Source organism: Reichenbachiella sp. (genome assembly GCF_965223055.1).
Lineage (GTDB): Bacteria > Bacteroidota > Bacteroidia > Cytophagales > Cyclobacteriaceae > Reichenbachiella.
In genome coordinates this window covers 577,299-602,434 of the sequence record NZ_CBDCVM010000011.1, presented here as the reverse complement: position 1 = coordinate 602,434, position 25,136 = coordinate 577,299, and the positions used below count along the sequence as shown (strand labels likewise).

Annotated in this window: 19 protein-coding genes and 1 pseudogene; 15 read left to right on the top strand and 5 right to left on the bottom strand. The window is 42.4% G+C overall.

Translation table 11 applies throughout. The features are described from left to right. Positions 1-9: 9 nt before the first annotated feature. From ACOQO5_RS13990 to ACOQO5_RS13975, 4 genes are all read right to left on the bottom strand, one after another. On the bottom strand, positions 10-2,466 hold the full coding sequence (locus ACOQO5_RS13990; protein ID WP_420582309.1) for an alpha-L-rhamnosidase C-terminal domain-containing protein: 2,457 nt from the start codon (positions 2,464-2,466) through the stop codon (positions 10-12). Next, complete coding sequence (locus ACOQO5_RS13985; protein ID WP_420582308.1) at positions 2,438-2,680, bottom strand: hypothetical protein; 243 nt, start codon at positions 2,678-2,680, stop codon at positions 2,438-2,440. The genes ACOQO5_RS13990 and ACOQO5_RS13985 overlap by 29 nt, the downstream gene beginning before the upstream one ends. A 92-nt stretch (positions 2,681-2,772) precedes the next feature. Beyond that, on the bottom strand, positions 2,773-3,645 hold the full coding sequence (locus ACOQO5_RS13980) for a helix-turn-helix domain-containing protein (protein WP_420582307.1): 873 nt from the start codon (positions 3,643-3,645) through the stop codon (positions 2,773-2,775). A gap of 56 nt (positions 3,646-3,701) precedes the next feature. Beyond that, positions 3,702-4,730 carry a GntR family transcriptional regulator gene (locus tag ACOQO5_RS13975; RefSeq protein WP_420582306.1) on the bottom strand — a complete coding sequence of 343 codons (1,029 nt, stop codon included), beginning with the start codon at positions 4,728-4,730 and terminating at the stop codon, positions 3,702-3,704. Between the two features lie 480 nt (positions 4,731-5,210). Here ACOQO5_RS13975 and ACOQO5_RS13970 point away from each other — a divergent pair, with 480 nt between their 5' ends. From ACOQO5_RS13970 to ACOQO5_RS13930, 9 genes are all read left to right on the top strand, one after another. Beyond that, the gene (locus ACOQO5_RS13970) at positions 5,211-5,978 is read left to right on the top strand and encodes an SDR family NAD(P)-dependent oxidoreductase (protein WP_420582305.1); all 768 of its coding nucleotides are present in this window, start codon (positions 5,211-5,213) and stop codon (positions 5,976-5,978) included. Continuing rightward, the gene (locus ACOQO5_RS13965) at positions 5,975-6,775 is read left to right on the top strand and encodes a hypothetical protein (protein WP_420582304.1); all 801 of its coding nucleotides are present in this window, start codon (positions 5,975-5,977) and stop codon (positions 6,773-6,775) included. Before ACOQO5_RS13970 ends, ACOQO5_RS13965 begins: the two co-directional genes overlap by 4 nt. Before the next feature lie 15 nt (positions 6,776-6,790). Then, entirely contained in the window at positions 6,791-7,561 is a 771-nt protein-coding gene (locus tag ACOQO5_RS13960) for an SDR family NAD(P)-dependent oxidoreductase (RefSeq protein ID WP_420582303.1), read from the top strand. Between the two features lie 20 nt (positions 7,562-7,581). After that, positions 7,582-8,334, top strand: coding sequence for a hypothetical protein (locus ACOQO5_RS13955; protein ID WP_420582302.1), 753 nt, complete (start codon positions 7,582-7,584; stop codon positions 8,332-8,334). A gap of 5 nt (positions 8,335-8,339) precedes the next feature. Further along, the gene (locus ACOQO5_RS13950; protein WP_420582301.1) at positions 8,340-9,077 is read left to right on the top strand and encodes an acetoacetate decarboxylase; all 738 of its coding nucleotides are present in this window, start codon (positions 8,340-8,342) and stop codon (positions 9,075-9,077) included. Positions 9,078-9,134: 57 nt separating this feature from the next. Continuing rightward, entirely contained in the window at positions 9,135-10,073 is a 939-nt protein-coding gene (locus tag ACOQO5_RS13945) for a C-terminal binding protein (RefSeq protein ID WP_420582300.1), read from the top strand. After that, positions 10,070-10,924, top strand: coding sequence for a fumarylacetoacetate hydrolase family protein (locus ACOQO5_RS13940; RefSeq protein ID WP_420582299.1), 855 nt, complete (start codon positions 10,070-10,072; stop codon positions 10,922-10,924). The genes ACOQO5_RS13945 and ACOQO5_RS13940 overlap by 4 nt, the downstream gene beginning before the upstream one ends. A gap of 140 nt (positions 10,925-11,064) precedes the next feature. Further along, positions 11,065-12,354, top strand: coding sequence for an aminopeptidase P family protein (locus ACOQO5_RS13935; RefSeq protein ID WP_420582552.1), 1,290 nt, complete (start codon positions 11,065-11,067; stop codon positions 12,352-12,354). A 9-nt stretch (positions 12,355-12,363) separates the two neighbouring features. Beyond that, entirely contained in the window at positions 12,364-13,518 is a 1,155-nt protein-coding gene (locus ACOQO5_RS13930; protein WP_420582298.1) for an alpha-hydroxy acid oxidase, read from the top strand. Between the two features lie 25 nt (positions 13,519-13,543). Here the strand turns inward: ACOQO5_RS13930 and ACOQO5_RS13925 are convergent, their stop codons facing one another. After that, positions 13,544-14,548, bottom strand: coding sequence for a LacI family DNA-binding transcriptional regulator (locus tag ACOQO5_RS13925; RefSeq protein ID WP_420582297.1), 1,005 nt, complete (start codon positions 14,546-14,548; stop codon positions 13,544-13,546). An 87-nt stretch (positions 14,549-14,635) separates the two neighbouring features. Here ACOQO5_RS13925 and kduI point away from each other — a divergent pair. From kduI to ACOQO5_RS13895, 6 genes and pseudogenes are all read left to right on the top strand, one after another. Beyond that, positions 14,636-15,479: pseudogene (kduI, locus tag ACOQO5_RS13920) on the top strand (5-dehydro-4-deoxy-D-glucuronate isomerase). 7 nt (positions 15,480-15,486) lie between these two features. Beyond that, complete coding sequence (locus tag ACOQO5_RS13915) at positions 15,487-16,281, top strand: gluconate 5-dehydrogenase (protein ID WP_420582296.1); 795 nt, start codon at positions 15,487-15,489, stop codon at positions 16,279-16,281. A gap of 120 nt (positions 16,282-16,401) precedes the next feature. Further along, complete coding sequence (locus ACOQO5_RS13910; RefSeq protein WP_420582295.1) at positions 16,402-17,142, top strand: DUF4861 family protein; 741 nt, start codon at positions 16,402-16,404, stop codon at positions 17,140-17,142. Then, entirely contained in the window at positions 17,129-17,530 is a 402-nt protein-coding gene (locus tag ACOQO5_RS13905; RefSeq protein ID WP_420582294.1) for a DUF4861 family protein, read from the top strand. Before ACOQO5_RS13910 ends, ACOQO5_RS13905 begins: the two co-directional genes overlap by 14 nt. A gap of 64 nt (positions 17,531-17,594) precedes the next feature. Then, positions 17,595-21,731: a two-component regulator propeller domain-containing protein gene (locus ACOQO5_RS13900; RefSeq protein WP_420582293.1), complete on the top strand. Its 4,137-nt coding sequence runs from the start codon at positions 17,595-17,597 to the stop codon at positions 21,729-21,731. A 392-nt stretch (positions 21,732-22,123) separates the two neighbouring features. Next, entirely contained in the window at positions 22,124-25,132 is a 3,009-nt protein-coding gene (locus ACOQO5_RS13895; RefSeq protein ID WP_420582292.1) for a SusC/RagA family TonB-linked outer membrane protein, read from the top strand. Positions 25,133-25,136 lie beyond the last annotated feature (4 nt).

The following is a 25,136-nucleotide window of genomic DNA, read 5'->3' as shown; positions in this document are numbered from 1 at the left end:
TCACAAATTCTATAGATTATTTACTCCTGATTTTAAGGTCAAGGTTTGGTCCTTGTATTTGAAATCTCCACTCACACCAGCTGGGAGCGTGATGGTGCCTTTGATAGTTCCTTTCCTGCTTTTTGAAAAGTTGACAGACAGGTCGCCGTTGGGGTGAGGAAACGTAACTTCAATTTTGTTTAAATGTCCGAAAGCAGGTTCGATCAATACCTTCTGAAATCCCGGTGCGGCAGATTGTATACCTGCGACCGTATGAATAAAGTCGAAACATGGGCTGGCACTCCAGCCGTGACATTCTGATCTGGGGTTTACATCTGTTTCTCCAAAGGTGGTCATGCCCAGGTCTAGCATGTCCTTCCAAGGCCTGAGACTCGCAGGGTAGCGATCGGCACCGGCGGCCTTTTGCATGGCGCGCGTCAAGTAAAATCTGAAGTAGATTGTACTTTGTACCAAGTCTTCGTCTGTGAGCAGTCGGTCGAGTAGCGCAGCTTGTTGTTGCTCAGGTACAGCATCCGTAAGAATCGCAAAAACATTGGTATGCTGAGAAAAAATGTCTTTTTCAGGACGCTCAGCGATCAGCTCCTTCTCCTGATCATAGCAATTTTCTAAAGTAGCTTCGATGATAGCTTTGGCTTGTGAGCGATATGCCTGGGCTTGCAAATCTTGTCCAAGTAGCTCAAAAATATCCGCTGATTTTTGCAGGGCGAGTGCGTATTGCAAGCTTACATTGGCCGAGTGACCGTCGTCTGCCCCGGGAGGGATTCCGTTTTGAAAACCAGCACTCCAGTCCGTAAAATTCCACCATTCCAGATTGGCCAGCATGCCGGTGCTGTCTACCTTATTCTCGAACCAGCCCAATACGCTTTTAATGCCGGGCAGGAAGTTTTGAATAAAGGCGGGATCGTTTCGATAGATCATGTAGTCGTGGATCATTTGAATCCACAGGAGCGAATAGGTGGGGATCACCTGATTGATATAGGAAGGATAGCGACTCTGCGTGAGGCCGTTGGGCATGCGGGAGTCGTCGAATTGCTCGATGGCCTTGCGCATCAATCGATCGTCTCCCGATACGAAGATCGACACCAATGATTCGATACGGGTATCTCCGATGTATTGCAGCTGCTCGTAGTAGGGGTCTTCAAACTGGTCTGTAGAAGAGTTTTTTAGCGTAAGCCAGGCCGCATCCCAAATGGCATTGAGCTCAGGATCGTCAGAATTGAATGTCGCTTTTTCTTCAAATGGATAGGTGACATAGAGGTTGTGATAGTCTTCGATCACAAGCGGCTCGTCTCCAGTGGTAATATCTAGGGCCACATATCTGAAGGTTCGCATGGCTTGTGGTTGGTAGGTGCGTTTTTCACCACCATCGGCCTGAAAGATGTCGTAGTATCCTCTGATCTCTTGGTTTTCTAGATCATTTCTTGGCCCTTTTTTCCATCCCCCATGGGCACTAAATTCATGCGAAGACTTGTAGAACAAAGCTTCGGCGTAGGTGACTTTGATGGTGGCATTTTTTCCTTGGCTCACGGTCAGGTTTGGATAGCCTATGGTATGAATTTCATGGTCCAGCAGGATCGTGGCCATGGTGTTGGCGGGGATCGTGAGGGCTTCCTGGCCAGTCAAAAATTTGGTTGGAACGGTGATGCCATTGGCCTGAGCCACTTTTTTGAATCGAGTTTCTGTTTCTGTCAGGAATGGAATTTTACGAGGTACGAGATACCACGTGCTTCCAAAAAGGAACCCTCTTCCTACGGCAAATTCGACCATGGCCAGTCTGGGCTTTTGCCAGTGGCTGTCGTCGTAGCTTGCCGAGTTCCAACCCCAAGGGTACCGGGCTCCGTCTACACGGTCGCCGGGGCCTGCCGCATAGTATCCGCCTACGGAGTCGCTCACAAATGGAATGGTTTGGTAGGCTTCATTTTTCAAAACTTTCCATTCGCTGTCTTTCGTGGTATCTATGAATACAGGATTGTTTTTGTCTCCCTGTAAGATGAATGCGGTTTGGAAAGTCTGCTGCTTGGCGTGTCTGAATTCACCAAAGTTGATTACCTCTACGGCTACGGTATTGCTTCCAGCCTGAAGGTATTCGGCTAGGTCATAGGTCTCGTATCGCCAGTGGGCAATGTCCCCGATGGCTGGCCCGCGGCCTACGAAAGTGCCGTTCACATAGAGTTTGTATCTGTTGTCTGCGGAGAGGTGGACTATAAATGACTCCGGTGCTGTGCTGAGTTCGAATGTTTTTCGGAAATTGAAGACCCCATAGTCCATGGTAGAGGCGCTGGGATGAGTGATCCATTGTGCATTCCAGGCATGCTTGAGCATATTGAAGTCTTTCCCTTGGTGGTTGACCTTTACTTCTGATTCTTGAGCATGTAGTGGCGAGATTGTAAGTGCGATTAGAATTGCTCCAAATGTGCAAGCCAATTGTAACGTGTACTTAATCGTATTTTTCTTTTTTGTTGTCATAGATATTTTCTAATTCGCTCAAAGCACGGTCTAATTCTGTCAATGAAAAATCCAGTTTGCTTTGCCATTCTTGATTGTTCACGCTTTCAAAATTTTTATTAGTCAGAAAACGAGTGATTCCTATAATATTGGCAATCGGTTTTCGCACTTCATGCGAGAGGAATCTTAGTAAAATTTCCTGCTTTGATCCTTTATCATAATTTTCACCGCTCATGGGTGTTAGGTTTTGGTTCGTTTGTCCTTAGGTTCAGATGGCTAACTTGCTATGTATATCATATAATATTATCCTGTACTGACCTGTTTGGTTTAAATAGTCATTTGACTTCTTCTATCGTGAGAAGGGGACTTGCCAGTTTTCTGTTTATATAATTTTGAAAAATAGAAGACGGAATTGATACCTACACGATGGGCAACCTCTCCGATTTCCATATCGGTATTATGTAATAGTCTCCTGGCCAGGCCAATTCTTTCGGCTATTAGAAATTGATTCAAAGAATATCCGGTTGCTTTTTTGAATGTGAGTCTAAACTGACTATAGCTCAAGTTGAATCGCTCGCTCATTTTTTTGTAGTCAATTTTATTAGTCAGATTTTGTCTGATAAAATCGATACTGGATTGAACGATGTATTCATGTCGGTTGGTTTTGATCTTCACACTGTTGTCAATGGTGAAGTGACTGATCAGCTGGATGAGTGATCCAAACAATACTTTTTCCATCAGCTTGGCTGGAGTGCCAACTAATCTAAGAATATGATTAAAGAGTGTGATGATGTCACTTTGATAGCCCATTGGTTTGATGTGGGTGGTATTGCTAGGGAATAAATCTTTAACCACATAGCTTTCGATATATTCCCCTTTAAAACCCAACCAGTATTCTTCCCAACCAAGATCTTTATGAGGCTTGTATCTATGCCATTCTTCTTTGTTGATGATAATGGCATCTCCAGGTTTTATTTCAACTTGTCCTGTATTGGACTCGAAAACACCCCCACCTGTGGGGATATAAATGATATAATAATCGGGTAATGTACGTCCTTCTTCCCAAGAGAATAAATGCGACTCGGGGTGACCTTTTACTGGGTATTCAGCATTGCGGTTAATTTGCTCATATCCGCATGTGATAAGTTTTATGCCCCAGTTTTCATTGTCACCAGAAAAGTATCTCCAATAGTTTTCCATTTCCAAGTATAACTAATTTTAGTTATTTGTTTGTACAAAATGATTGTTTGGACAAACTAAAGCGATGCTCTCGACATAAAATGAAAATCGTTTTTTACCAAACCTGAAACCTGTCCTAATATCATATCTGCAGCTACTTGACCCATTTTGGCAAAATCAGCTGTGATCACCGAAATCCCTTCTGCCAGAACTTCTTTGAGTGCTGTGTCATTGTAAGATAGGATGCCGGTATCTTTGGCCAACTTCATCTTGGAGATCTGAATATTCTTGATGATCGTTACCAGATCTTCTTCTTCGAGTACGACAAAGGCGGATTTTTTATATTGTTTGGGGTCGATGCAGGATGCGTTGTTGTAGATTTCATATTTAAACTGATTGAAACCACAGAAACGCTTGAATCCTGCCAAGATATCTGCGGGATAAGTATTCGCTTTGTCTTCTGGAAAAATCAAAATCAATTTTTCGTATTTTCTAAGTAGGGAACTGGCCTCTACCAGCGCATTATAAATATCCTCTTTAAAATCCTGGTACATTCCGCCCTTGCAGTTGGCCAATTGATCTGCTTTAGTATCCAGTAATATTAATTTTTCGGAATTGATCTCGCGCAATATGTCATTCAACTCTTCTTGTTGCTGGCTTTCAAATCCTGGCATGATCACGTAGTATTGATAGCCGTCCAAATTATGCTTTATGATTTTTTTAAACAGCGAATAGTCACAGTAGTCAATGGTAGCCTGACTGCTTAGTTTTTGGATCATCTCATTATAGATGGTCTTTTTTTCACTATTAAAGTCATTAACCAAAAGTAAGATTTTCAATTCCTCAGAAGTACTATCATCTAAAATGTAATAGCCTCTTCTTTTGATAGACTGAATGATTTTCTGGTTGCATAAATAGCGATATGCTTTTTCTACTGTGTCTCTTGATAGATAGTAGTCAAAACTTAGCTGATTGATAGACGGCAGTTTATCTCCAGATTTTAGTTTTCCATCTCTGATGCTCCAGATGATGCTATCAATAATTTGTTTGTATTTAGGCGTGTTGGAATCATCACAAATGTCTAATTGAATAAAATCGTGTTTCATGACCGTAAAGTGTTTTGTTGAAAAATTCCTCGTGCAAAACAGCGTGGCATGTTGGCCGAATCGACTAGTCTAACGACTTATTGCAATTACACATGCTATTTGCTGCCATTTCGCACATTACAAACTTGAGCAATAGAATGGCCATCTGAAATAGTCATAATGATTAATGTTTTATACAAAATGTCTATTTAAGAAATGAATAATTTTAAAAATCGAATAAAATTATTCGCTTAAAAACACGGATTATTTGTTGGAAACCGAGGGCTTTGTAGTTGGAAACTCCGACCTGAATGGATTCAAATCATAATTAGCTCAAAAAGGAGCAAGCCTTGAAAGTATTATATAATTCAAAAAAAGTCTATCGGCACAGTATAGCACAGGACAGCTCAAATTTTCTGAATGTTGATCTTCACCATATGATTGATAGGATTCGGCCTATTCAATGCAATAAGTTGAAAGAATTACTGGAGGAAGAATTATATGTTCGAAATAAAGGGTAAAAGAGTATTAATAACAGGAGGGTCTCGAGGAATTGGGTTGAGTTATGTTGATGCGCTTGCGAAGCAGGGGTGCGATATTGTATTCAGCCATTATAAGGATTCGGAAAAGGCCGTTGCTGAGTGCCAAAGGGTAGAAGATACTTTTAATACTAAAATACACCATATAGAATCCGATATAGCGGATGAAAAGCAAACAGAAGATATGGTGGCTCAAGCCATCGATATTTTGGGAGGTATAGATATAATGATCAGCAATGGTGGGATTTGTAAGTTCACAGAATTTATGGATATCTCTCTTGACAATTGGAATAGACACATGGATGTCAATCTCAGTGGCCCTTTCAGGGTCACACAGTTAGCTGCCAAGCAAATGATCAAACAAGGAGATGGAGGCAGGATCATTTTCACTACCAGTGTCGGGGCATACAGGTCTAACGCGAAGCAAACACACTATTGTGTATCGAAGGCCGGACTCAGCTTATTGTCGATGGGTATGGCCATCGAACTGGGAGAGCATAATATTACCGTCAACAGTATAGCACCAGGTTGGATACATACAGATATCAATGATAAGGAATCGAGAGACTTGAAATCAGTTGAGCCTTGGATTGATGCAAAACTGTCAGTGGCCAGGCTAGGAAAACCAAAAGACGTAGAATCCGCCGTTCTGTTTCTTGCCAGCAAAGAAGCTGAATACACCACAGGCTCTACCATTTTTGTTGATGGCGGATGGAATGCACAACTATGATGAACAATTATAAAATAACAGCACTCAAAATGGGCGAGGCTAATGTGCCTGCTGCTGAAGTATATTGGATGACCAAACTCTACGGGTGGGAAATGCTCACTTTTTGGGCCTTTTTGATCGAAAGCGATGATCGTAAAGTATTACTTAATACTGGCTTTCCGCAAGACTATTCTGCCCTCGATGCGCTTTGGACTAATTGGGCTTATGAAGCGATGAATGAGCATGGTCATGAGCCTGTAATCACCGAGGACAACTGGATCGTCAATGCACTGTCTCAAAACGATGTCACCCCACAAGAAATTACGGATGTCATTATCACGCCAATTACATCTTATGCCACGGGCGGATTGGATCAGTTTCCTAAAGCCAACATTTGGGTCTCACACAAAGGCTGGATGGACTTCCATGCGCCTGACCCGGAGATTCCACAGTTGCCAAGAAATATACTGTTTCCGGATCATGTGATCAGCTATTTGGTAAAACAAGAGGCAGCCGCCAGAATCAACTTGTTGCCTGATGAAGAAACTGAGTTTTTACCAGGTATAACCTCTTGGTTTTGCGGTGGACATCATCGCTCTTCGATGTTATTCAAAGTGAAGACCAAAGAAGGTGTGGTGGGCTTAACCGATGCAGTATTTAAGTATAGGAATTTTGAAGATAAAATCCCGCTGGGGCTGAGCGAATCGATCGAAGAACATTATAGGCTTTTTGCCAAAATGGAAAGAGAAGTGGATTTGATTTTGCCGCTTTATGACGGCGACATCAAGAGAAAGCATCCAAGTCTAACTGTGGGATAATAGATAATAGAAGAGATGAAATTGGAATTTGAAAATAAAGTGGCACTCATCACTGGCGTAGCTAGTGGGTTTGGAAAAGCCACAGCCAAGCAATTGGCTGAGCAGGGATGCACCATTGTAGGTGTGGAAAGAAATGAAGAAAAACTAAACACAGTCTTGGCGGAATTGCCCGGAGAGCACCATGCTCTTGTACAAGATCTACAAGATGCACAAGGTGCTAAAACTGTAGCTGAGAGAGCCAAGGCAATGACTGGACGAATTGATATCGTAATCAATTCTGCAGGTGTTTGTCATTTCAATAAACTCAACGAAATCACCATCGAAGAGTGGGATGAAGTATTCGAAATTGACGTTAGGGCCTTGTTCCAAGTGGCCGTAGGAGCAGCAGAGGTTATGGATCACGGCGGCACTATTATCAATCTGGGGTCAAACGCGGGACGAAAAGGACGTGCTGTGTCTGCACATTATGCTGCAGCCAAAGCTGGTGTGAGCAATTTCTCTGAGTCCATGGCGCTGGCCTACGGTGCCAAAGGCATTCGGGTCAATACCGTAAGCCCAGGCCCGATCATGACTCCTATGTGGGATGATTTATATCCAGAATTGGCGCCTATCACAGGAAAAAATTCTGCTGAACTAGCGGAGGCGTGGACAGCGCAGACGCCGCTGGGTAGACTGGGAGAAGCAGATGATGTAGCCAACCTGATCGTATTTCTGGCATCAGAAAAAGGAAGTTTTATCACCGGACAAGATATCAATGTTTGTGGTGGATTCATGCTCAACAGCTAATCAATTCAAAAAAAAACGAAATGAAATTATCAAAATCAGATATTATCAACAGGGATCTAAGACAGGATCCACCGTTAGAAGTCGGGAAATCTTCGCTGGCGCTAGCCTATGAAGCCATGCAAAAAGGAGACCTAGAAGAAGCGAAAAGAATCACTGAGTATGCGCGTCTCGAATGGGAAGTGGTGCATGATATGTTTACCAACTGGGCTTGGTCATTTTTCACTTATATCGCTGATAATTTTGGTGAAGACGAACTGGAAAAGGCCTACCGATCCATTTTGGGTAGCTACTACAAAGATCGCTATGACAAGGTCATGTCGCAGGACGTAGAGACTCAGCTCCAGCTCACGATCGAAGGATTGAGAGGGCACCTGATGGGACCGGATAGACAGGGAGATATAGAGGTGATCGAAGATGAAGAAAAATATACTTTGGTGCTCGACTCTTGCGGAAGTGGCGGAGTGGCTCGACAAAGAGTAGATCGAGGCGAAGTAAAAACCCCTGAGGTTTTTGGCTGCACCAAGAAAGAACAGCCTTGGAGCTGGGGTAAAAAAGACATCAGCTACTACTGTACACACTGCACTATGGTCAACGAAATCTTATCTATAGAAAACTATGGACATCCGATGAGAGTGACGGAGTATAATCCTGATTCTGAAGCGCCATGTAAGTGGCTCGTCTACAAAGATCCTAAGAAGGTGCCTGCAGAATACTACGAGCGTGTAGGAAAAGAAGCGCCAGACCATGCGCCTAGATTGTCAGATAAAAAATAGAATCATTGGAATCAATTAATCATTGGTCAACACCGATCGGAGCCCCTTTGGCCGCTCCGTTTCCATTCTCCTTTAGAGATGTGGAGGTTTTGACACTATCGTACAAAACAGATAGAGAGGCAGCCGAAAAATTTCTACCAGCTCCCCTCAAGCTCAGAAGCGAATGGGTGCTTGTTCATATCTATAACATGAACGACACCGATTATCTCGGCAAGTACCAGGAGTGTAATGTCATGCTTGATGCCGAATTGCCAGGCAAGGCGATTGGTGGCTATTCACCCTTTTTGTTTTTGAATAGCGACGGTGGCATTTCACAGGGAAGAGAAGTTCACGGACAGCCAAAAAAATGGGGCAACCCCAAGGTGGATTTTAATGGAGATTTGATCATCGGTTCGCTGGAGCGAAATGGGATCGAAGTAATCAATGGCACCATGGCCTACAAACAAAACCGAGGCTCTATTGAGGAATTTAAAGACATGACCTTCGACTTTTCTGTCAACCTCAACTATAAGGTCATCAATCATATCAATGGCGAAACTGCCATACGTCAAATTACTTCGCGAAAGCTCAAGGATGTGAATATATCTGAAAGCTGGATAGACCCTTGTTCTGTTGCGCTTAGGCCAAATATGCAAGCGCCGATCTACAGGCTGCCAGTGTTGGAAGAAGGACACGCCTGCTTTTGGAAGGGAGAATTCACCTTGATAGAAGGAGAAATTATACATGATTATTTAAAGGGCTGAAATTAAATAAATAGACCGGCCTGATTCAGGTCTAGGAAAAATCAAAACCGAATGACAATGAAAGTAGCAATTACAGATTGGAATTTTCCCAATATAGATATTGAACGAAAAATATTGGAAGACGCAGGTCACACAGTAGTAGATGCGCAATGTACGTCTGAAGAAGAAGTAACCGAATTAGTAAAGGATGCCGATCTTGTGATCGCACAGTGGGCACCTGTGAAAGCTGCCGCAATCGAAGCCATGACGCAGTGCAAAGGCATCGTAAGGTACGGAATCGGCTTGGACAATATTGATTTGGAGGCAGCCAAAATCAAAGGTATCCCGGTGGCTAACGTGCCAGACTACTGTCTCAATGAAGTAGCAGACCATACCATAGCTCTGATGTTGGCTTCACAACGACAGATTTTATCCACCTGGGACAGAATCAATCAGGGCACCTGGGTGATCACCTCACCGATGACGTTGCCACCCTTGCGACAATCTACTTTGGCTTTGATAGGTCTGGGTCGAATTTCCCAGCGAGTAGCTAGTAGAGCGCAGGCCTTTGGTATGAAAGTAATTGCTTTTGATCCTGGATTGACTGACGAGCAGTTTGAAGAGCTAAATGTAGAAAAAGCAACTCTCGACGAAATCTGGCAACAAGCCGATGTAGTGAGTTTGCATTGTCCGCTGATTGAAGCTACTCATCATCTGGTGAATGCTGAGGTACTAAAAAAAATGAAGTCGACGAGCATTCTGGTCAACACCAGCAGGGGTGGATTGATCAACACCACCGATATCACAAAAGCATTGAATAGTGGAGAAATAGCTGGCGCCGCTTTGGATGTGGTAGAAGAAGAGCCGCTGTCGAATGACCATCCACTTCTAAAAGCCAAAAATGTGATAGTGACCAGCCACACGGCTTGGCACAGCGGTAGTAGCATCACAGAATTACAAACATTAGCCGCAGAGAAAGCAGTAGAGTTATTAAATAGAGTAAAAGAAGTAGTATGAAGTTGATAAGATTTGGGGCCGAAGGGCAAGAGAAGCCGGGGGTTCAGTTGGATGACGACACCAGAGTAGATGTTAGCAGTTTGGTGAGCGACTATGATGAGGCATTTTTCGCCGGTAGCGCATTGGCCGAATTGGCCTCACAAGTTTCGACTCAGGCAGATACCTTACCCAAAGTGGATGCCTCTGTGCGACTAGGAGCACCCTTGGCACGACCTTCCAAGATTGTGTGCGTAGGATTAAACTATGCCAAGCATGCGGCCGAAAGTGGAATGGATATACCTGCCGAACCCGTATTATTTTTCAAGGCTACCTCTGCTATAGTAGGACCGAACGATGACATTATCATTCCTAAGGGAAGTGAAAAAACGGACTGGGAAGTAGAGCTAGCCATTGTAATAGGCAAAAAAGCGAGCTATGTCGATGAAAAACATGCGATGGATCATGTGGCTGGTTATGTCTTGCACAATGATGTGAGTGAAAGAGCTTTCCAACTCGAAAGAAGTGGGCAATGGGTAAAAGGCAAGAGTGCTGATACATTTGCGCCGATTGGGCCATTCATAGCAACAAAAAACGAAATAGCTGAACCGGGCAAATTGAAACTGTGGCTTAAAGTGAATGACGAAATGATGCAGGATAGCGACACTTCAGATTTGATTTTTGATGTCCCGCATCTGGTCAGTTACATCAGCCAATATATGACCTTGCTGCCCGGAGATATTATTTCTACCGGAACGCCGTTTGGTGTAGGGATGGGATTAAATCCACCTACATATCTGAAAGACGGTGATGTCGTTGAGCTAGGTATAAACGGCCTCGGCACTTCGAAGCAAAAAGTAAAACGTTATCAGTAAAAAGAACTTGATTGGTTCAAGTGGTTACTGCCCGTTTCGGCTTGTGCGAATCATGCATTGAACTATTCCCGAGGTAATGAAGGTCTATAGTCTAACCTTTTGCCTTGGGGATATTCGTTTTTAAACAAAAATCTAAAATGATGAAATACACTCCCCTGGATAAAGCAACATACATCAACAACAGAGCTGAGTTTGTCAAACACCTGGCATCTGATTCGGTGGCTATTTTCAATTCAAATGATATCATGCCCACCAATGCAGATGGTGTAATGGCCTTCCGGCAAAACAACGACTTGCTGCATTTGACCGGCATAGATCAGGAAGAAACTATTTTAGTATTAAGACCAAATTTTCCTGACCCGGCTCAAAGAGAAGTACTCTTTATTAGAGAAACCAATGACTTGATCAAAGTTTGGGAAGGGCATAAATTCACCAAGGAAGAAGCCAGATCCCTATCAGGCATTGAAAATGTGCGATGGCTTTCTGAATTTGAAAAAGTATTCAATGAACTAGTCGTTGCTTCTCAAAATATTTACATCAATGCCAACGAGCATACCCGTGCGATGCTGGATGTAGAAACCAGAGATGACCGATTCAATTCCTGGTGCCATCAGAAGTATCCGAACCACACTTACAAGCGTTCGGCTCCCATTATGCATGATATACGGTCAGTCAAATCGGCTCACGAGATAGAAATGTTACAAAAGGCTTGTGATATCACCAACGATGGTTTTAGGCGAGTATTGAAATTTGTAAAACCAGGCGTCACTGAGTATGAAATTGAGGCAGAGTTTATCCATGAGTTTGTCAAGCAAAAATCGCGTGGATTTGCCTACACGCCTATCATTGCGAGTGGAGGAGACTCTTGCATTTTGCATTATATTGAAAACAAGAAAAAGTGTCAGAAAGGTGATATTTTGCTCATGGATGTAGCTGCAGAGTATGGCAATTACAACGCAGACATGACCAGAAGTATCCCCGTCAGCGGGCGATTCACCGAAAGGCAAAAGGATGTGTATCAGGCTGTACTTCGCGTAAAGAACGAGGCAACCGATATGCTAAGACCGGGAGTGATCCTAACAGAATACAACAAAGAAGTAGGACTGGTGATGGAAAAAGAGCTGCTGAAATTGGGATTGATAGATCAAACAGATATCAAAAACCAGAATCCGGATAGCCCTGCCTACCGAAAGTACTTTACACACAACACGTCTCACTTTTTGGGGTTAGACGTGCACGATGTGGGAAGCTTTCATAAGCCAGTGAGGTCCAACACTGTGGTTACTGTGGAACCAGGTATCTATATTCCGGAAGAGCATATGGGTATTCGATTAGAAGATAATATTGTGATTCAGGCCGACAAGAATCTCAACTTAATGAAAGACATTCCACTAGCTTTGGAAGAAATAGAAACATTGATGAACGAGTAACTAAATCTCATGAGCTGGACATACAATTCTAATTATCCCTCGATAGAGGATCTCAGAGAAAGAGCTAAGAATAAGATACCAAAATTCGCATTTGAGTATCTGGATGGAGGGTGCAATGAAGACGTAAATTTGGATAAAAACACAAGAGAAATTCGCGAAGTCGAGTTAATCCCACAGTATTTGTCCAAGCACCTGAGCTCGGAGATGAAAACAGAATTGTTTGGCCATGTATATGACGCTCCGTTTGGTATTGCGCCGGTGGGGCTCCAGGGACTGATGTGGCCCAAGGCACCCGAGATTTTAGCCAAAGCTGCTCACGAGCACAACGTACCATTCATACTAAGCACGGTCACTACCATGGACATCGAACGTGCCAGCGAACTGACCGAAGGAAAGGCTTGGTTTCAGCTTTATCATCCAGCAGAAGATCGATTGCGCGACGATCTAATAGCAAGAGCCGCAGCTGCAGACTGCCCCGTATTGGTGCTGCTGGCAGATGTTCCCACGTTTGGATTTCGTCCGCGAGACATTAGAAATGGCTTGGCCATGCCGCCGAGGATGACGTTTAGAAATATGCGTCAGATCATGGCTCGGCCGGATTGGGCCCTCAGAACATTGATCAATGGCAAACCTGAATTTAAGAGTTTGAAGCCCTATATGCCAAAAGGCCTGGATATGAAGCAGCTGGGACAGTATATGAATCAAACGTTTTCCGGTCGGCTGAACGAAGAAAAAATTGCCCCAATACGGGACATGTGGAAAGGCAAAATCGTGCTCAAGGGAGTTGCTAGCATGGAAGATGCAGAAAAGGCCGTAAAGCTGGGGTTGGATGGTATCATTGTTTCCAACCATGGCGGAAGGCAACTCGATGCTGGTCAGTCCACCATCCATCCGTTGAAGTCGATTGCTAAAGCATACAAAGACCAGATCAAGGTAATGATGGATAGTGGGCTTAGGTCAGGACCTGATATTGCCCGAACGATGGCCAGCGGTGCGGAGTTCAGCTTCCTTGGTCGTACTTTCATGTATAGCGTGGCAGCGCTTGGTGCTCAGGGAGGAGATCATGCCATCGGACTGCTCAAGACCCAGCTGCAGCAAGTCATGGAGCAAATTTGCTGTGAAAGGGTAGAAGATTTTAGGAACTTTTTAGTCGAAGAAGACTAACTCACTTTAAATAATTATCGATGGACTACGAAGATTTTCGTATGACCAGCGACGAGTCTATAAATTTAGTCTCAGTCTTGGCCTCTGGATTTTCTAATTGATGGAGTAAGGTTTGTATAGCCAGTCTGCCCATTTTTAATGGATTTTGATTTACTGAGGTCAGGGGAGGAGTCGTATAGGCTCCAAGGGGTTCGTTACTAAATCCTACGATGGCGATGTCCTTGGGTACGTCGACCCCAGATTCCTGAAGCACTTGCATGCAGGATATAGCCGCTATATCGTTGGCCGAAAAAATGGCATCTGGTCGTTGCTTGAGTTGAAGCAGTTGGCTAGCCAAATCTCTCCCGTCTTCTGATTTCAACGGGCTTTTGAAAATTAACGCTGGATCCTCAGTCAAGCCGTGCTTTCTAAGTGCCTCTCGATAGCCCTCTAGCCGATCCTGGTAGATACTCACATTTTCTAAACCAGAAAAGTGAGCAATACGTTTTCGTCCATTCAAGATCAAATGTTCGGTAGCGTCAAATGCTCTGGCTTTATCGTCAATAAGCACATTGTTGGCAGGTATGGCTTCACACTTTCGATCGAAGAATACAACCGGGGTTTTCTGGTCTGCTATTCTCTCCAGATGTTCAAATTCATTCGTTTCCATGGCGATAGATATGATTATGCCATCCACTTGGCTAGACAATAGCGTATCGATCAGTCTATGTTCTTTTTCCATCTGATCCATCGATTGAGCGATAATTACCCGGTAGTCATTTTCGAAAGCTACTTCTTCTATGCCGGCTATGACGGTGGAGAGAAAGAAACGTGAAATATGAGGTACCACCACGCCTATGGTTCGGGTCTTTTGACTTCTTAGGTTCGACGCAAGCGTATTCCTAAAATAGCCCAGTTCTTTTGCTTTGGCTTGGATGAGGTCGCGGGTTTTTTTGGTTACCCTCGGACTATTGGCAAATGCTCTGGATATGGTAGAGCTGTCTTTTTTGAGGATTCTTGCCAGGTCGTGAATGGTTATTTTCTTCTTCATTACTGCAATTTATTCACTTTCTCACAATCAAAATACAATCGATTGTATTTTTTGATTAAATTTGTCTCGAATCAAAGAATGACAACTATGAGTGTAAAATATGAGGTGAGATATGCATCGTCACCAGAAGCAGTAAAAAAACAAGATACCACAGCCCTAAGGAGCGAGTTTCTAATAGAGGATTTAATGACTGCAGACGAAGTAGTCTTGGTTTATTCTCATTACGACAGATACATTACAGGATCTGCAGTGCCAGTCAAAGGTGATTTGACACTGGAGGCCATCGATCCATTGAAAGCGGAAAACTTTTTAGACAGAAGAGAGCTTGGTGTAATCAACGTAGGGGGTGAAGGAACGGTCACTGTAGACGGAACCATTTATGAACTTTCATACAAGGATGCCCTATACGTGGCTAAAGACAGTAAGTCAGTAGTATTTTCAAGTAAGGATTCGTCGAATCCGGCTAAATTTTATTTGAACTCTGCTCCGGCACATCAGGCATTTTACTTCCAAAAAAATCACAAAAGAAGAGGCTAACAAAATCGAGCTAGGCTCACTGGAAACAGCCAATCACCGCGTGGTTAATCAGATGATCGTGTCTAGTGTGGTAGAGACTTGTCAGTTGCAAATGGGTATGACTGAGTTGAAGACAGGCAGTGTTTGGAATACTTTGCCATCGCATGTTCACGACCGTAGAATGGAAGTGTATTTTTACATTGAAGTACCGGAAGGGCAGTCCGTGTGTCATTTTATGGGACAGACAGAAGAGACCCGACATATCTGGATGCAAAATGAACAGGCGGTAATTTCACCACCCTGGTCTATCCATTCTGGTGCTGGTACCTCAAACTATACATTCATTTGGGGCATGGCCGGAGAAAATCTGGATTATGGCGATATGGACGTTTGTCCTATTCAAGAACTTAGATAAGTAGCGTATGTCTTTAGAATTATTCAATTTAAAAGGAAAAGTGGCACTCGTAACCGGTGCCACACACGGACTAGGTATGGCCATGGCCATGGGCTTGGGCAAAGCCGGAGCTACTGTAGTCATCAATGGCAATTCTTCTCAGGAAAAAATTGACAATGCGTTGAAAGAGTATATAGCCGCAGGTGTCGACGCAAAAGGCTATAAGTTTGACGTGACCAATGAAGCCGATGTGCAAGCCAATATTGCTAAAATTGAAGCAGAGGTAGGTAACATAGATATTTTGGTCAACAATGCCGGAATCATCAAACGCGTACCGTTGGAAGAGATGGAGGTGTCTGAATTTGAGCAAGTCATCAAAGTGGACTTGGTCAGTCCTTTCATCGTTTCAAAATCAGTGGTCAAAGGTATGATCGCCAGAAAATCCGGCAAGATCATCAACATCTGCTCTATGATGAGTGAATTGGGAAGAAACACTGTAGGCGCTTATGCAGCAGCCAAAGGCGGGCTGAAAATGCTTACTCAAAATATGGCTACCGAATGGGCCAAGCATAACATTCAAACGAATGGCATCGGTCCTGGTTATTTTGCTACCAGCCAGACTGCTCCTATTAGAGTAGATGGTCACCCGTTCAATGACTTTATTGTAGGCAGAACGCCGGCTGGAAAATGGGGAGACCCTTCTGACCTGGAAGGTGCAGCTATATTTCTAGGATCTAAGGCTAGTGATTTTGTCAATGGTCAAGTGATCTATGTAGATGGCGGTATTCTCGCTACCATAGGCAAGCCTGCCAACGAGGATTAATTCTGAACAATCAGGGTTCGGACACGGATTCAAACCCTGATTTAATTCTTTATTCAATAATCAAAAACAAGCATGATACGTATTCCATTCCTTTTCATCACTATTTGCCTCGGCTCATGTATGGCTGAGCAAACCGAAAAAACCATTGTAATCTCCAATCAGCTACCCATAGAAAGGACTAATGAGGTGGTGCAAATTGATGCTGATCAATTGTTGCTGGAAGATGGAGAAGAAGTGGAGGCCTATGGTCTTGCTGATGATTCTGGCCAACTGCAATTGATCCAATATTTGGATCAGGATCAGAACGGTACTACGGATGCTATCTTGTTTCAACCTGGTGTACCAGCTGACGGGCAAGTGAGCTATACCTTAAAAAAATTAGCACCTGAAGAACAAAACCCAAGCAGTGAGAAGGCTTGCTTCTCTAGGTTTGTTCCTGAGCGTACGGATGATTATGCCTGGGAAAATGATAGAGTAGCTTTTAGAACTTTTGGCCCTACGGCTCAGCAAATGAAGGAAAGCGGTGAGCCTGGAGGTACCCTCACCAGTGGTATTGATTGTTGGCTGAAAAAAGTAGATTACCCCATTATCAACAAGTGGTATAAAAAATATAAGTCCGACCCTAACGCATATCACGTGGATTCAGGTGAAGGATTGGACAACTTTCATGTGGGTATTAGCCGAGGCTGTGGAGGCATTGCTGTCAAATTTGAGGATCAATTTTATACCTCCAAGAACTTTACCGCTTACAATACTTTGACCAATGGTTCTTTGAGAACTGCATTTTCATTGGAATATGCCACATGGTTTTGGGGTGATTCCAATCAGGTAAAAACTTCAAAAAAAAATGACGCTGGATAAAGGGAGCAACCTGACTCAGGTAGTAGTTCAGGTAGATGGTGTAGATGATATTTGGGCTGGTCTGACCTTACACGAAAATGATGGAGAGATCACGATAGACTCATTAGGGGGGTGGGTGAGTTATTATCAACCGCATGGCGATAGCTTTTTAGCAACAGCAATAGTAGCTGCTCCAGGATTTTTTCTGGGCAGTGAAGTGGTAAATACAGAGTTGAAAGACCTCAGCCACATTTATTTAAATTTGGATGTAAAAGATGGGAAATCTGTGTACTACACAGGCTTTTCCTGGAAAGAAAGCAATCAATTTGAAGATCAAGGCGAATGGGAGACCTATTTGAGTCGATTTGCACAGCAATTGGACAATCCTCTGGAAATAGCGATTGAATGATGTAATTTAATCCCTGAATTGGATCTTACTCTATAGGCCAGATCCTATAAAAAAACATGAAAGGTTGAAACAACTGAGGAAAATAGCATATGATATTTCCAGATACATTTTTGTATTCAACCTACTTGTTTTCGCAAGTCTAGCTAGCACGGCTCAAAAACCTGTACTGGAGTTCACCAAAATTACCACGGCAAACGGCCTATCACAGAGTACAGTTATTACAATGGCTCAGGATCATCAAGGGATGATTTGGATAGGTACCAGAGATGGACTCAATAGATACGACGGCCAGCAATTTATTATCTACAGAAACGAAGCCGAAGATTCCAGCAGTATAAGTAATAACGATATTCTGGACATTGAAGTAGATGCCAAGGGCAATCTTTGGATTGGCACCTATAGTGGATTGAACTTTTTTGATGTAAAATCAGAAAAGTTCGAGCAATACCTTGAGGATGCCGATAATCCCAATAGTTTATCTAATAATACGATTTGGAGTGTAGACGCCTATTCTCCAACAGAATTATGGATAGGTACATCTAATGGACTAAACCAGTTGAATCCTGAAACCGGACAAATGCAAAAGTACTTTGCCAACCAGTCTGATTCCACAAAATTATTCAATGGGGCTATTAGGAGTGTCAAAACTGACCCTAAGGGCCGGACATGGGTAGGGACAGAAGAGGGGTTGCATCTGATCCTTCGTGAGGCAAATGGCCAGGTTACATTTGAAAGAATTGATTTGAAAAGAGACAGCAATCCATTGTTTGTACAGACCATAGCTTTTACAGACGATGGACGGACCTGGATAGGAACCAAATTTCATGGATTGATAGTTTTGGATAGTGAAGGAAATGAATTGGAGCGTCTATCGGCTTCTGATGGTTCAAATAAGATTACCCACAATAATGTAAGAGCACTCGAAGTAGATCACGAAAATAGGCTATGGGTAGGCACATACAACGGCCTCAATAGGATAGATTCTGATGGATCAATTACCATGAGTATTAACATCCCTACGGCCAAAAATTCACTGTCTGAAAACAAAGTCAAGAGTATATTTTGTAGTAAGAATGGGTCGGTTTGGGTCGGAACCTATTATGGTGGGGTCAATATGTGGGATCGTGCCAATTTCAATTTTGGGAACATCAAACAACAAGTAGGTGGTCATGGTCTGTCGTACAATGTAGTAAGCTCTATCGTGCAGACAGGGGAAAACATCTATTTTGCCACCGAAGGAGGTGGAATCAGTGTCCAAAACCACAAGAGCAAAAACCTCAAGTCAATTGCCATGGCAAGCCATGGCATCACAAGCAACAATATCAAAGCCTTACGACCTGCCATGTCTGCAAGGAGTCTTTGGATTTGCACATTTGATGGTGGTCTGAACCTATTTGACACGAATGCTGAGCAAGTGAAACTCGTCGTAAATCAGGGCAACGGGTTGAGTAGCAATAGTGTTTATGATATAATTGAATATGAAAAGGACTTTTGGGTTATTGCTACATTTGGTGGCGGACTAAACATTTATACGCCCAGCTCAAGAAAAATTCAGCATGTTAGATCTGACCGAGCTGACAGTCACTCGTTATCCGATGATCAAATCAGAGTTATGCACCGGGATAGAGAAGGCAATCTTTGGATAGGTACACAAAAGGGATTGTGCTATTGGTCTTCAGCGAATATTGCAAAACGGAATTATACTTTCAAAAGGTATTTTTATGACGAAGGCAGAGAGTCTGGCGAAGACATACGAGTTATTTTTGAAAGTAGTGATAAGAGAATTTGGGTGGGCTCTAAAGAGACGGGCTTGTATGTATTTGAAAATGGCGATTTCCGATGGGTCGACGTGTTTTCGGGATATCAAAATACGAGCAATACGATTCATGCCATCGAAGAAGATACAAACGGAGCGCTATGGATAAGCTCTAATAGCGGAATCATACATTATGAGCCTTCGGTCAGATCGATCAAACTATATGAAGAATCTGATGGTCTGGTGTCCAATGAATACAATAGCAACTCATCGTTGTTTGCTGAAGATGGTACCATGTATTTTGGTGGTCCCGACGGAGTCAGTAGTTTTTTCCCAAATCAATTGATTGAAAACACCCATACCCCTCCGGTCAGAATAACTTCACTTAAGGTGAATAACCAACTGATTGCTCCTGGAGACGACAGCCAAATCCTTGACCAAACCATAACCACCACCGAACGAATCGAATTGGAACATGATCAGGGTAATTTTACCCTTGGATTTGCATTGCCAAGTTTTGTGAACCCTAAAAAGAATGAATATGTCTATCGACTCAAAGGGTTAGAAAATAATTGGAATAAATCGTCAATTGCTCAGGCATCTTATACTCTCCAAAAGTCAGGTAATTATGTATTCGAGATCAAAGGTGTAAATAACGACGGGTATGAAAGTAAGGAATTGACCCAGCTACACATCCGGGTACATCCTGCGCCCTGGCGCTCTTTGTGGGCATTTATGGCTTATGCTGTCATTATTGCCGTGGCGTTGTTGACACTCTATCGAATGATTAAAAGCAAGGCCCAGCTGGAATACAAGCTTGATCTGGAGCATAAAACGAACCTTCAACAAGAAGAACTCAACAAATTAAAACTGCAATTCTTTACCAATATTTCTCACGAATTTAGAACGCCACTTACGTTAATATTGGGGCCGTTGGATCAAATTATTGAAGATTTTAAAGGAAGCTCTGTATTGTATAAAAAATTGAAAACCATGCAGCAGAGTGCCAACCAGCTACTCAAATTGATCAATCAACTCATGGATTTCAGAAAAATTGAAAACCAGCAAGATCAGCTACGAGCAGCTGAAGGCAATTTGGTCAAATTTGCGAATGAGATTTTTCTTTCGTTTAAAGTTTTTGCCAAGAATGGAGAATTCAAATACACCTTCGAAGCAGAAGCTGATGAAATGCTCGTCTACTTTGATAGAGACAAATTGGAGCGCGTGCTTTACAATCTCATTTCTAATGCATTTAAATATACTCCTGAAAAGGGTCAGATTAATATTAAAATCTATGAGTCCCAGGATTATGTTACCCTGGCAATCAAGGATAATGGTTATGGCATGGCTCGCAATCATCTGACTAAAATATTTGATCGGTTTTATCAAGTAAAATCGGATGGGTTTAGTAAGTCTGTCAGTAGTGGCACCGGGATTGGTTTGGCTTTGGCCAAGAGCATTGTAGACTTGCATCACGGCAAAATAGATGTGACGAGTACAGAAGGAGAAGGCAGCACTTTTGCTGTGTCTCTGAAAAAAGGAGTTGATCATTTATCTGAGGGTCAAGTGATCAGCGATTTCAAAGACAGTGAACAACTAGAAAACTATATGGTGTCTGATTCTTTGACTCCTAAAGGCACCAAATCATTTTCTGCAGATAGAATTTCTAAAAACGCCGATACTCAAACCATCTTAGTGGTTGAGGACAATGATCAAGTGAGAAATTTTATCGCCGGTTTATTAGCGGATCACTACAATGTAATGGAAGCCGTGGATGGCCAAATGGGACTTGATATGGCGCTCAAAGAAGTGCCTGATCTAATCATCAGTGATGTGATGATGCCAAAGATGGACGGTATTGAGTTTTGCTCGGAGGCTAAGAATCATCTCAAAACCAGTCATATTCCATTCATTTTACTCACCGCTCGTACTTCATTGATTTTTAAATACGAAGGTCTGGAGTCAGGCGCAGATGATTATCTCAACAAACCATTCAACGTAAAAGAGCTGGAACTAAAAGTGCGAAACCTGCTCAAATTCGCTGCTAATCTAAAAACCAAGTTCAAAGATGAAGACCCTATATCTCCTAGTGAAATCACTATTTCTTCCATGGATGAGGAGCTACTACAAAAGGCCATTCAGATAGTCGATGAACATATTGATAATCAATTTTTGGATGTGAATTTATTCGCACAAGAACTCGGTGTTAGTCGGACAATGCTCTTTACTAAGGTTAAGGCTTGGACAGACATGACACCCAATGAATTTATTCTTTCTATGAGGATGAAACGGGCCGCTAAACTGCTTGAACAGGGGAAAATAAGTATTTCTCAGATTGGATATAAAGTAGGCTTCAAAAACCCTAAATATTTCTCCAAGTGTTTCAATAAGTATCACTCACTTTCGCCATCGGCGTTCGCCTCCCGATTTGCTAGTCAGAAGTAGTGTGGCGCTAGTTGCTAGTCGCTTTTACATTTAATTGTAAAGGATCTGAATTCAGATCTATTCCTCTATGCCTCTGCCTATTTCTGAGCTTACGATCCAACATATGTCTAATGGGCTAATCAAACTTTCCGTAAAGCTTTCGTAAATTTATCCCTCTCCTAAACTCATTTATTGGCTTGCCTAACCGCGAAAACTGCATATATCAAGCGTAGACGGCGTTTTTTGTACTATTATATACCCTATTTTGGATTTTTGGGTGTACTGATCTAGATAAGATTGTCCTGTAATTTCTATGCATATGAAAAAACATTGGAAAGAGTGGGTGCTTGGATTGCTGATTATTGGCATGACTCTCACGATTATCTATTTCAGTTAAAACAAAAACAAACAATATGAAAAAATTATTACATCAAAAGCTAAAATATGCGGCGGCTATACTGCTGTGTTTGGGTGGCCTTTCGGCCAAGGCACAGTCTACAGTCTCCGGTGTTGTAACATCAGATGAAGATGGAGAGGGTATTCCTGGGGCTTCTATTTTAGTAGAAGGTACCTCCAGAGGAGTGGTGACAGACATAGATGGAAAGTATTCGATCGATGCAGCAAGCGACGAGGTGCTGGCTGTTTCATTTTTGGGATTCATATCTCAACGAATAGAAGTGGGCAATCAAACCACGATAGACGTAGTGATGAAAGTGGACGCAGTCTCACTTGATGAAGTTGTAGTTGTAGGATACGGTACAGTAAGAAAGAGTGATTTATCAGGATCCGTATCTTCTGTAAAAGCAAGCGAATTGAGTGCATTCCCTGTCTTATCCGCTGAACAAGGATTGCAAGGCCGAGCAGCGGGTGTTCAGATAAGTTCCAATAATGGTGGACAGCCGGGAGCTGATTTTAATATCAAAATTCGTGGTGGCACCTCAGTGAATGCGAGCAGTGATCCATTAAAAGTTGTAGATGGTTTTGTAGGAGGTGAAATGCCACCTGCTGAAGATATTGCGTCGATCGAAATTTTAAAGGATGCTTCAGCTACTGCAATTTATGGATCACGAGGAGCCAACGGTGTTATAATGGTCACTACCAAAAAAGGGAAAAGTGGTCAGGTGAAAATTGATTTCAACAGTTCGTATTCTGTTCAAGAGGCGTCCAATAAAATTGATATGCTAAGTGGACAGGAGTTTGCGAACTATATGCAAGAGTTTGGCGACTATACATATTTAGGGAGTGATACAGACTGGCAAAAAGAGATTTACAAATCCGGTTTTATTTCAAACAATCAATTATCAGTTAGCGGAGGAAGCGACAATGTAAAATATTACATATCTGGTACTTACTTCGACCAAGAAGGTATTCTTTTGGGTTCTGAGTATAAGAGATATTCATTGAATAGCAATGTACAGATTGATGCTACCAATTGGTTGAATGTAGGATTGAGTGTATATGGTCGAAGAAGCAAAGACACTGGAGTTAGAACTCAAGAAGGCACAGGAGGAACAGGTAATGCCGGTATAATAGGTTCTGCATTGAGATTCAATCCAGACCTAGGTATTTATGACGCAGATGGCGCCTACACAATTTCTCAAGTAGGAGATGAAATTGACAACCCATATGCCATGGGAAAAGAGTTTGATAGGGAAAGAGTAACTGATCGCATGCAAGCCAATACTTATGCGGATTTTAAATTTACAGATTGGTTAAGTTTTAAGACAACATTAGGCTTAGGCGTAACTTCATGGAGAGAAGGTGAATTTTGGCCTACAACATTGCTCAAAGGAGCCAATGCTAACGGGTTAGGGTCAATAGATACACGTAAGAATTCGTCACTTCTTACAGAGAATTATTTTACTATCAATAAAGAATTCGATTCTCACAGAATCACATGGGTGAATGGATTTTCATTTCAGAAAGAAGAGAGAGAAAGTACATCTTTGTCTTCTCAAAACTTCATTTCAAATTCTGGAAGGTTTTGGGCTATGGCTCAAGGAGGTTCTCCAAATACCCCTACTTCTGAGTTGAGAGAAAATATATTGAAGTCATTTTACTCAAGAGCAAATTATTCTTTTTTAGACAAGTATATTTTTACGTTTACTGCTAGATACGACGGAGCTTCCAATTTTGCTAACAACAACAAGTGGGCTTTCTTCCCATCTGGTGCTGTAGCTTGGGACATCAAGGGTGAATCGTTTATGGATGGAGTAGATTTCCTATCTCAGATGAAGTTACGTGCGAGTTACGGACTTACTGGAAATCAAGCCATCGACCCTTATCAGTCGCTAGCCGTTTTGAGTCCAACGTACTCGATAAATCCAGGAAGAAATGCCCTTCGTGTGGGTAGATTGGCAAATCCGAATTTGACGTGGGAAACTACTACACAATTTGACATCGGTTTAGATGTAGGCCTATTGGCAGGTCGAATTCATGTTTCAGCCGACTATTACAAAAAGGAAACCGCTGATTTGCTATTTGAAAGAGAGCTCCCAAAATATGGAGGCGTAGCTACTCAATTACAAAATATTGGCAGAGTAGAAAATAAAGGATTTGAATTGATGTTGACATCTAAAAATTTAGATGGAGCACTCAAGTGGGAGTCCGATTTTATCATTTCATCAAACAAGAACAAAGTATTAGAGCTTCCTGATTCTACCGAATTATATGGAAATTCTCCTGGTCACATGCTATTACCGGATGATACTCAGCTTTTAGAGGAAGGACAACCTGTAGGTGTCTTCTATGGCTATGTATATGATGGAATCTATCAAAACGGAGACACGTTTTTACCCGGTAGTGGTTTTGAGCAAGAGGCAGGCGGAGAAAAATTCGCAGACATTTCAGGACCTGATGGTGTAGCAGATGGAGAATTAACGGCAGATGACAGAAGAATAATTGGAGACCCAAATCCTGATTTTATATGGTCATTTAATAACACATTTAGTTATAAAAACTTTGACTTAAACATCTTCTTTCAGGGTGTTCATGGAAACGAAATGGTAAGTTTTACGCAGATGGAATTGGAGACTCTTTCAGGAAAAAGTAACGCAACTACAGCGGCTTTGAACAGATGGACACCAAGTAATCCAAATACAGACATGCCAGCGGCATCTTCAACGAGACTGTATAGAATGTCGTCTCGATTTGTATATGATGCCAGCTTCATTCGATTGAAAAATATAGCGCTTGGATATAATTTCCCTAAACCATTGTTAGACAAATTGAACTTGAGATCATTGAGAGTTTATGCAAGTGCTCAAAACTTGTTCACAATTACAGACTATCCAGGATTGGATCCAGAAGTAGGATATGGCAACTCTGGTAGCGGATCAAATGGCAATAGAAATATTGGAGTTGATTATGCGAGTTACCCAAACGTAAAAACGTTCACGTTTGGAATCAATTTGGGACTATAATTTG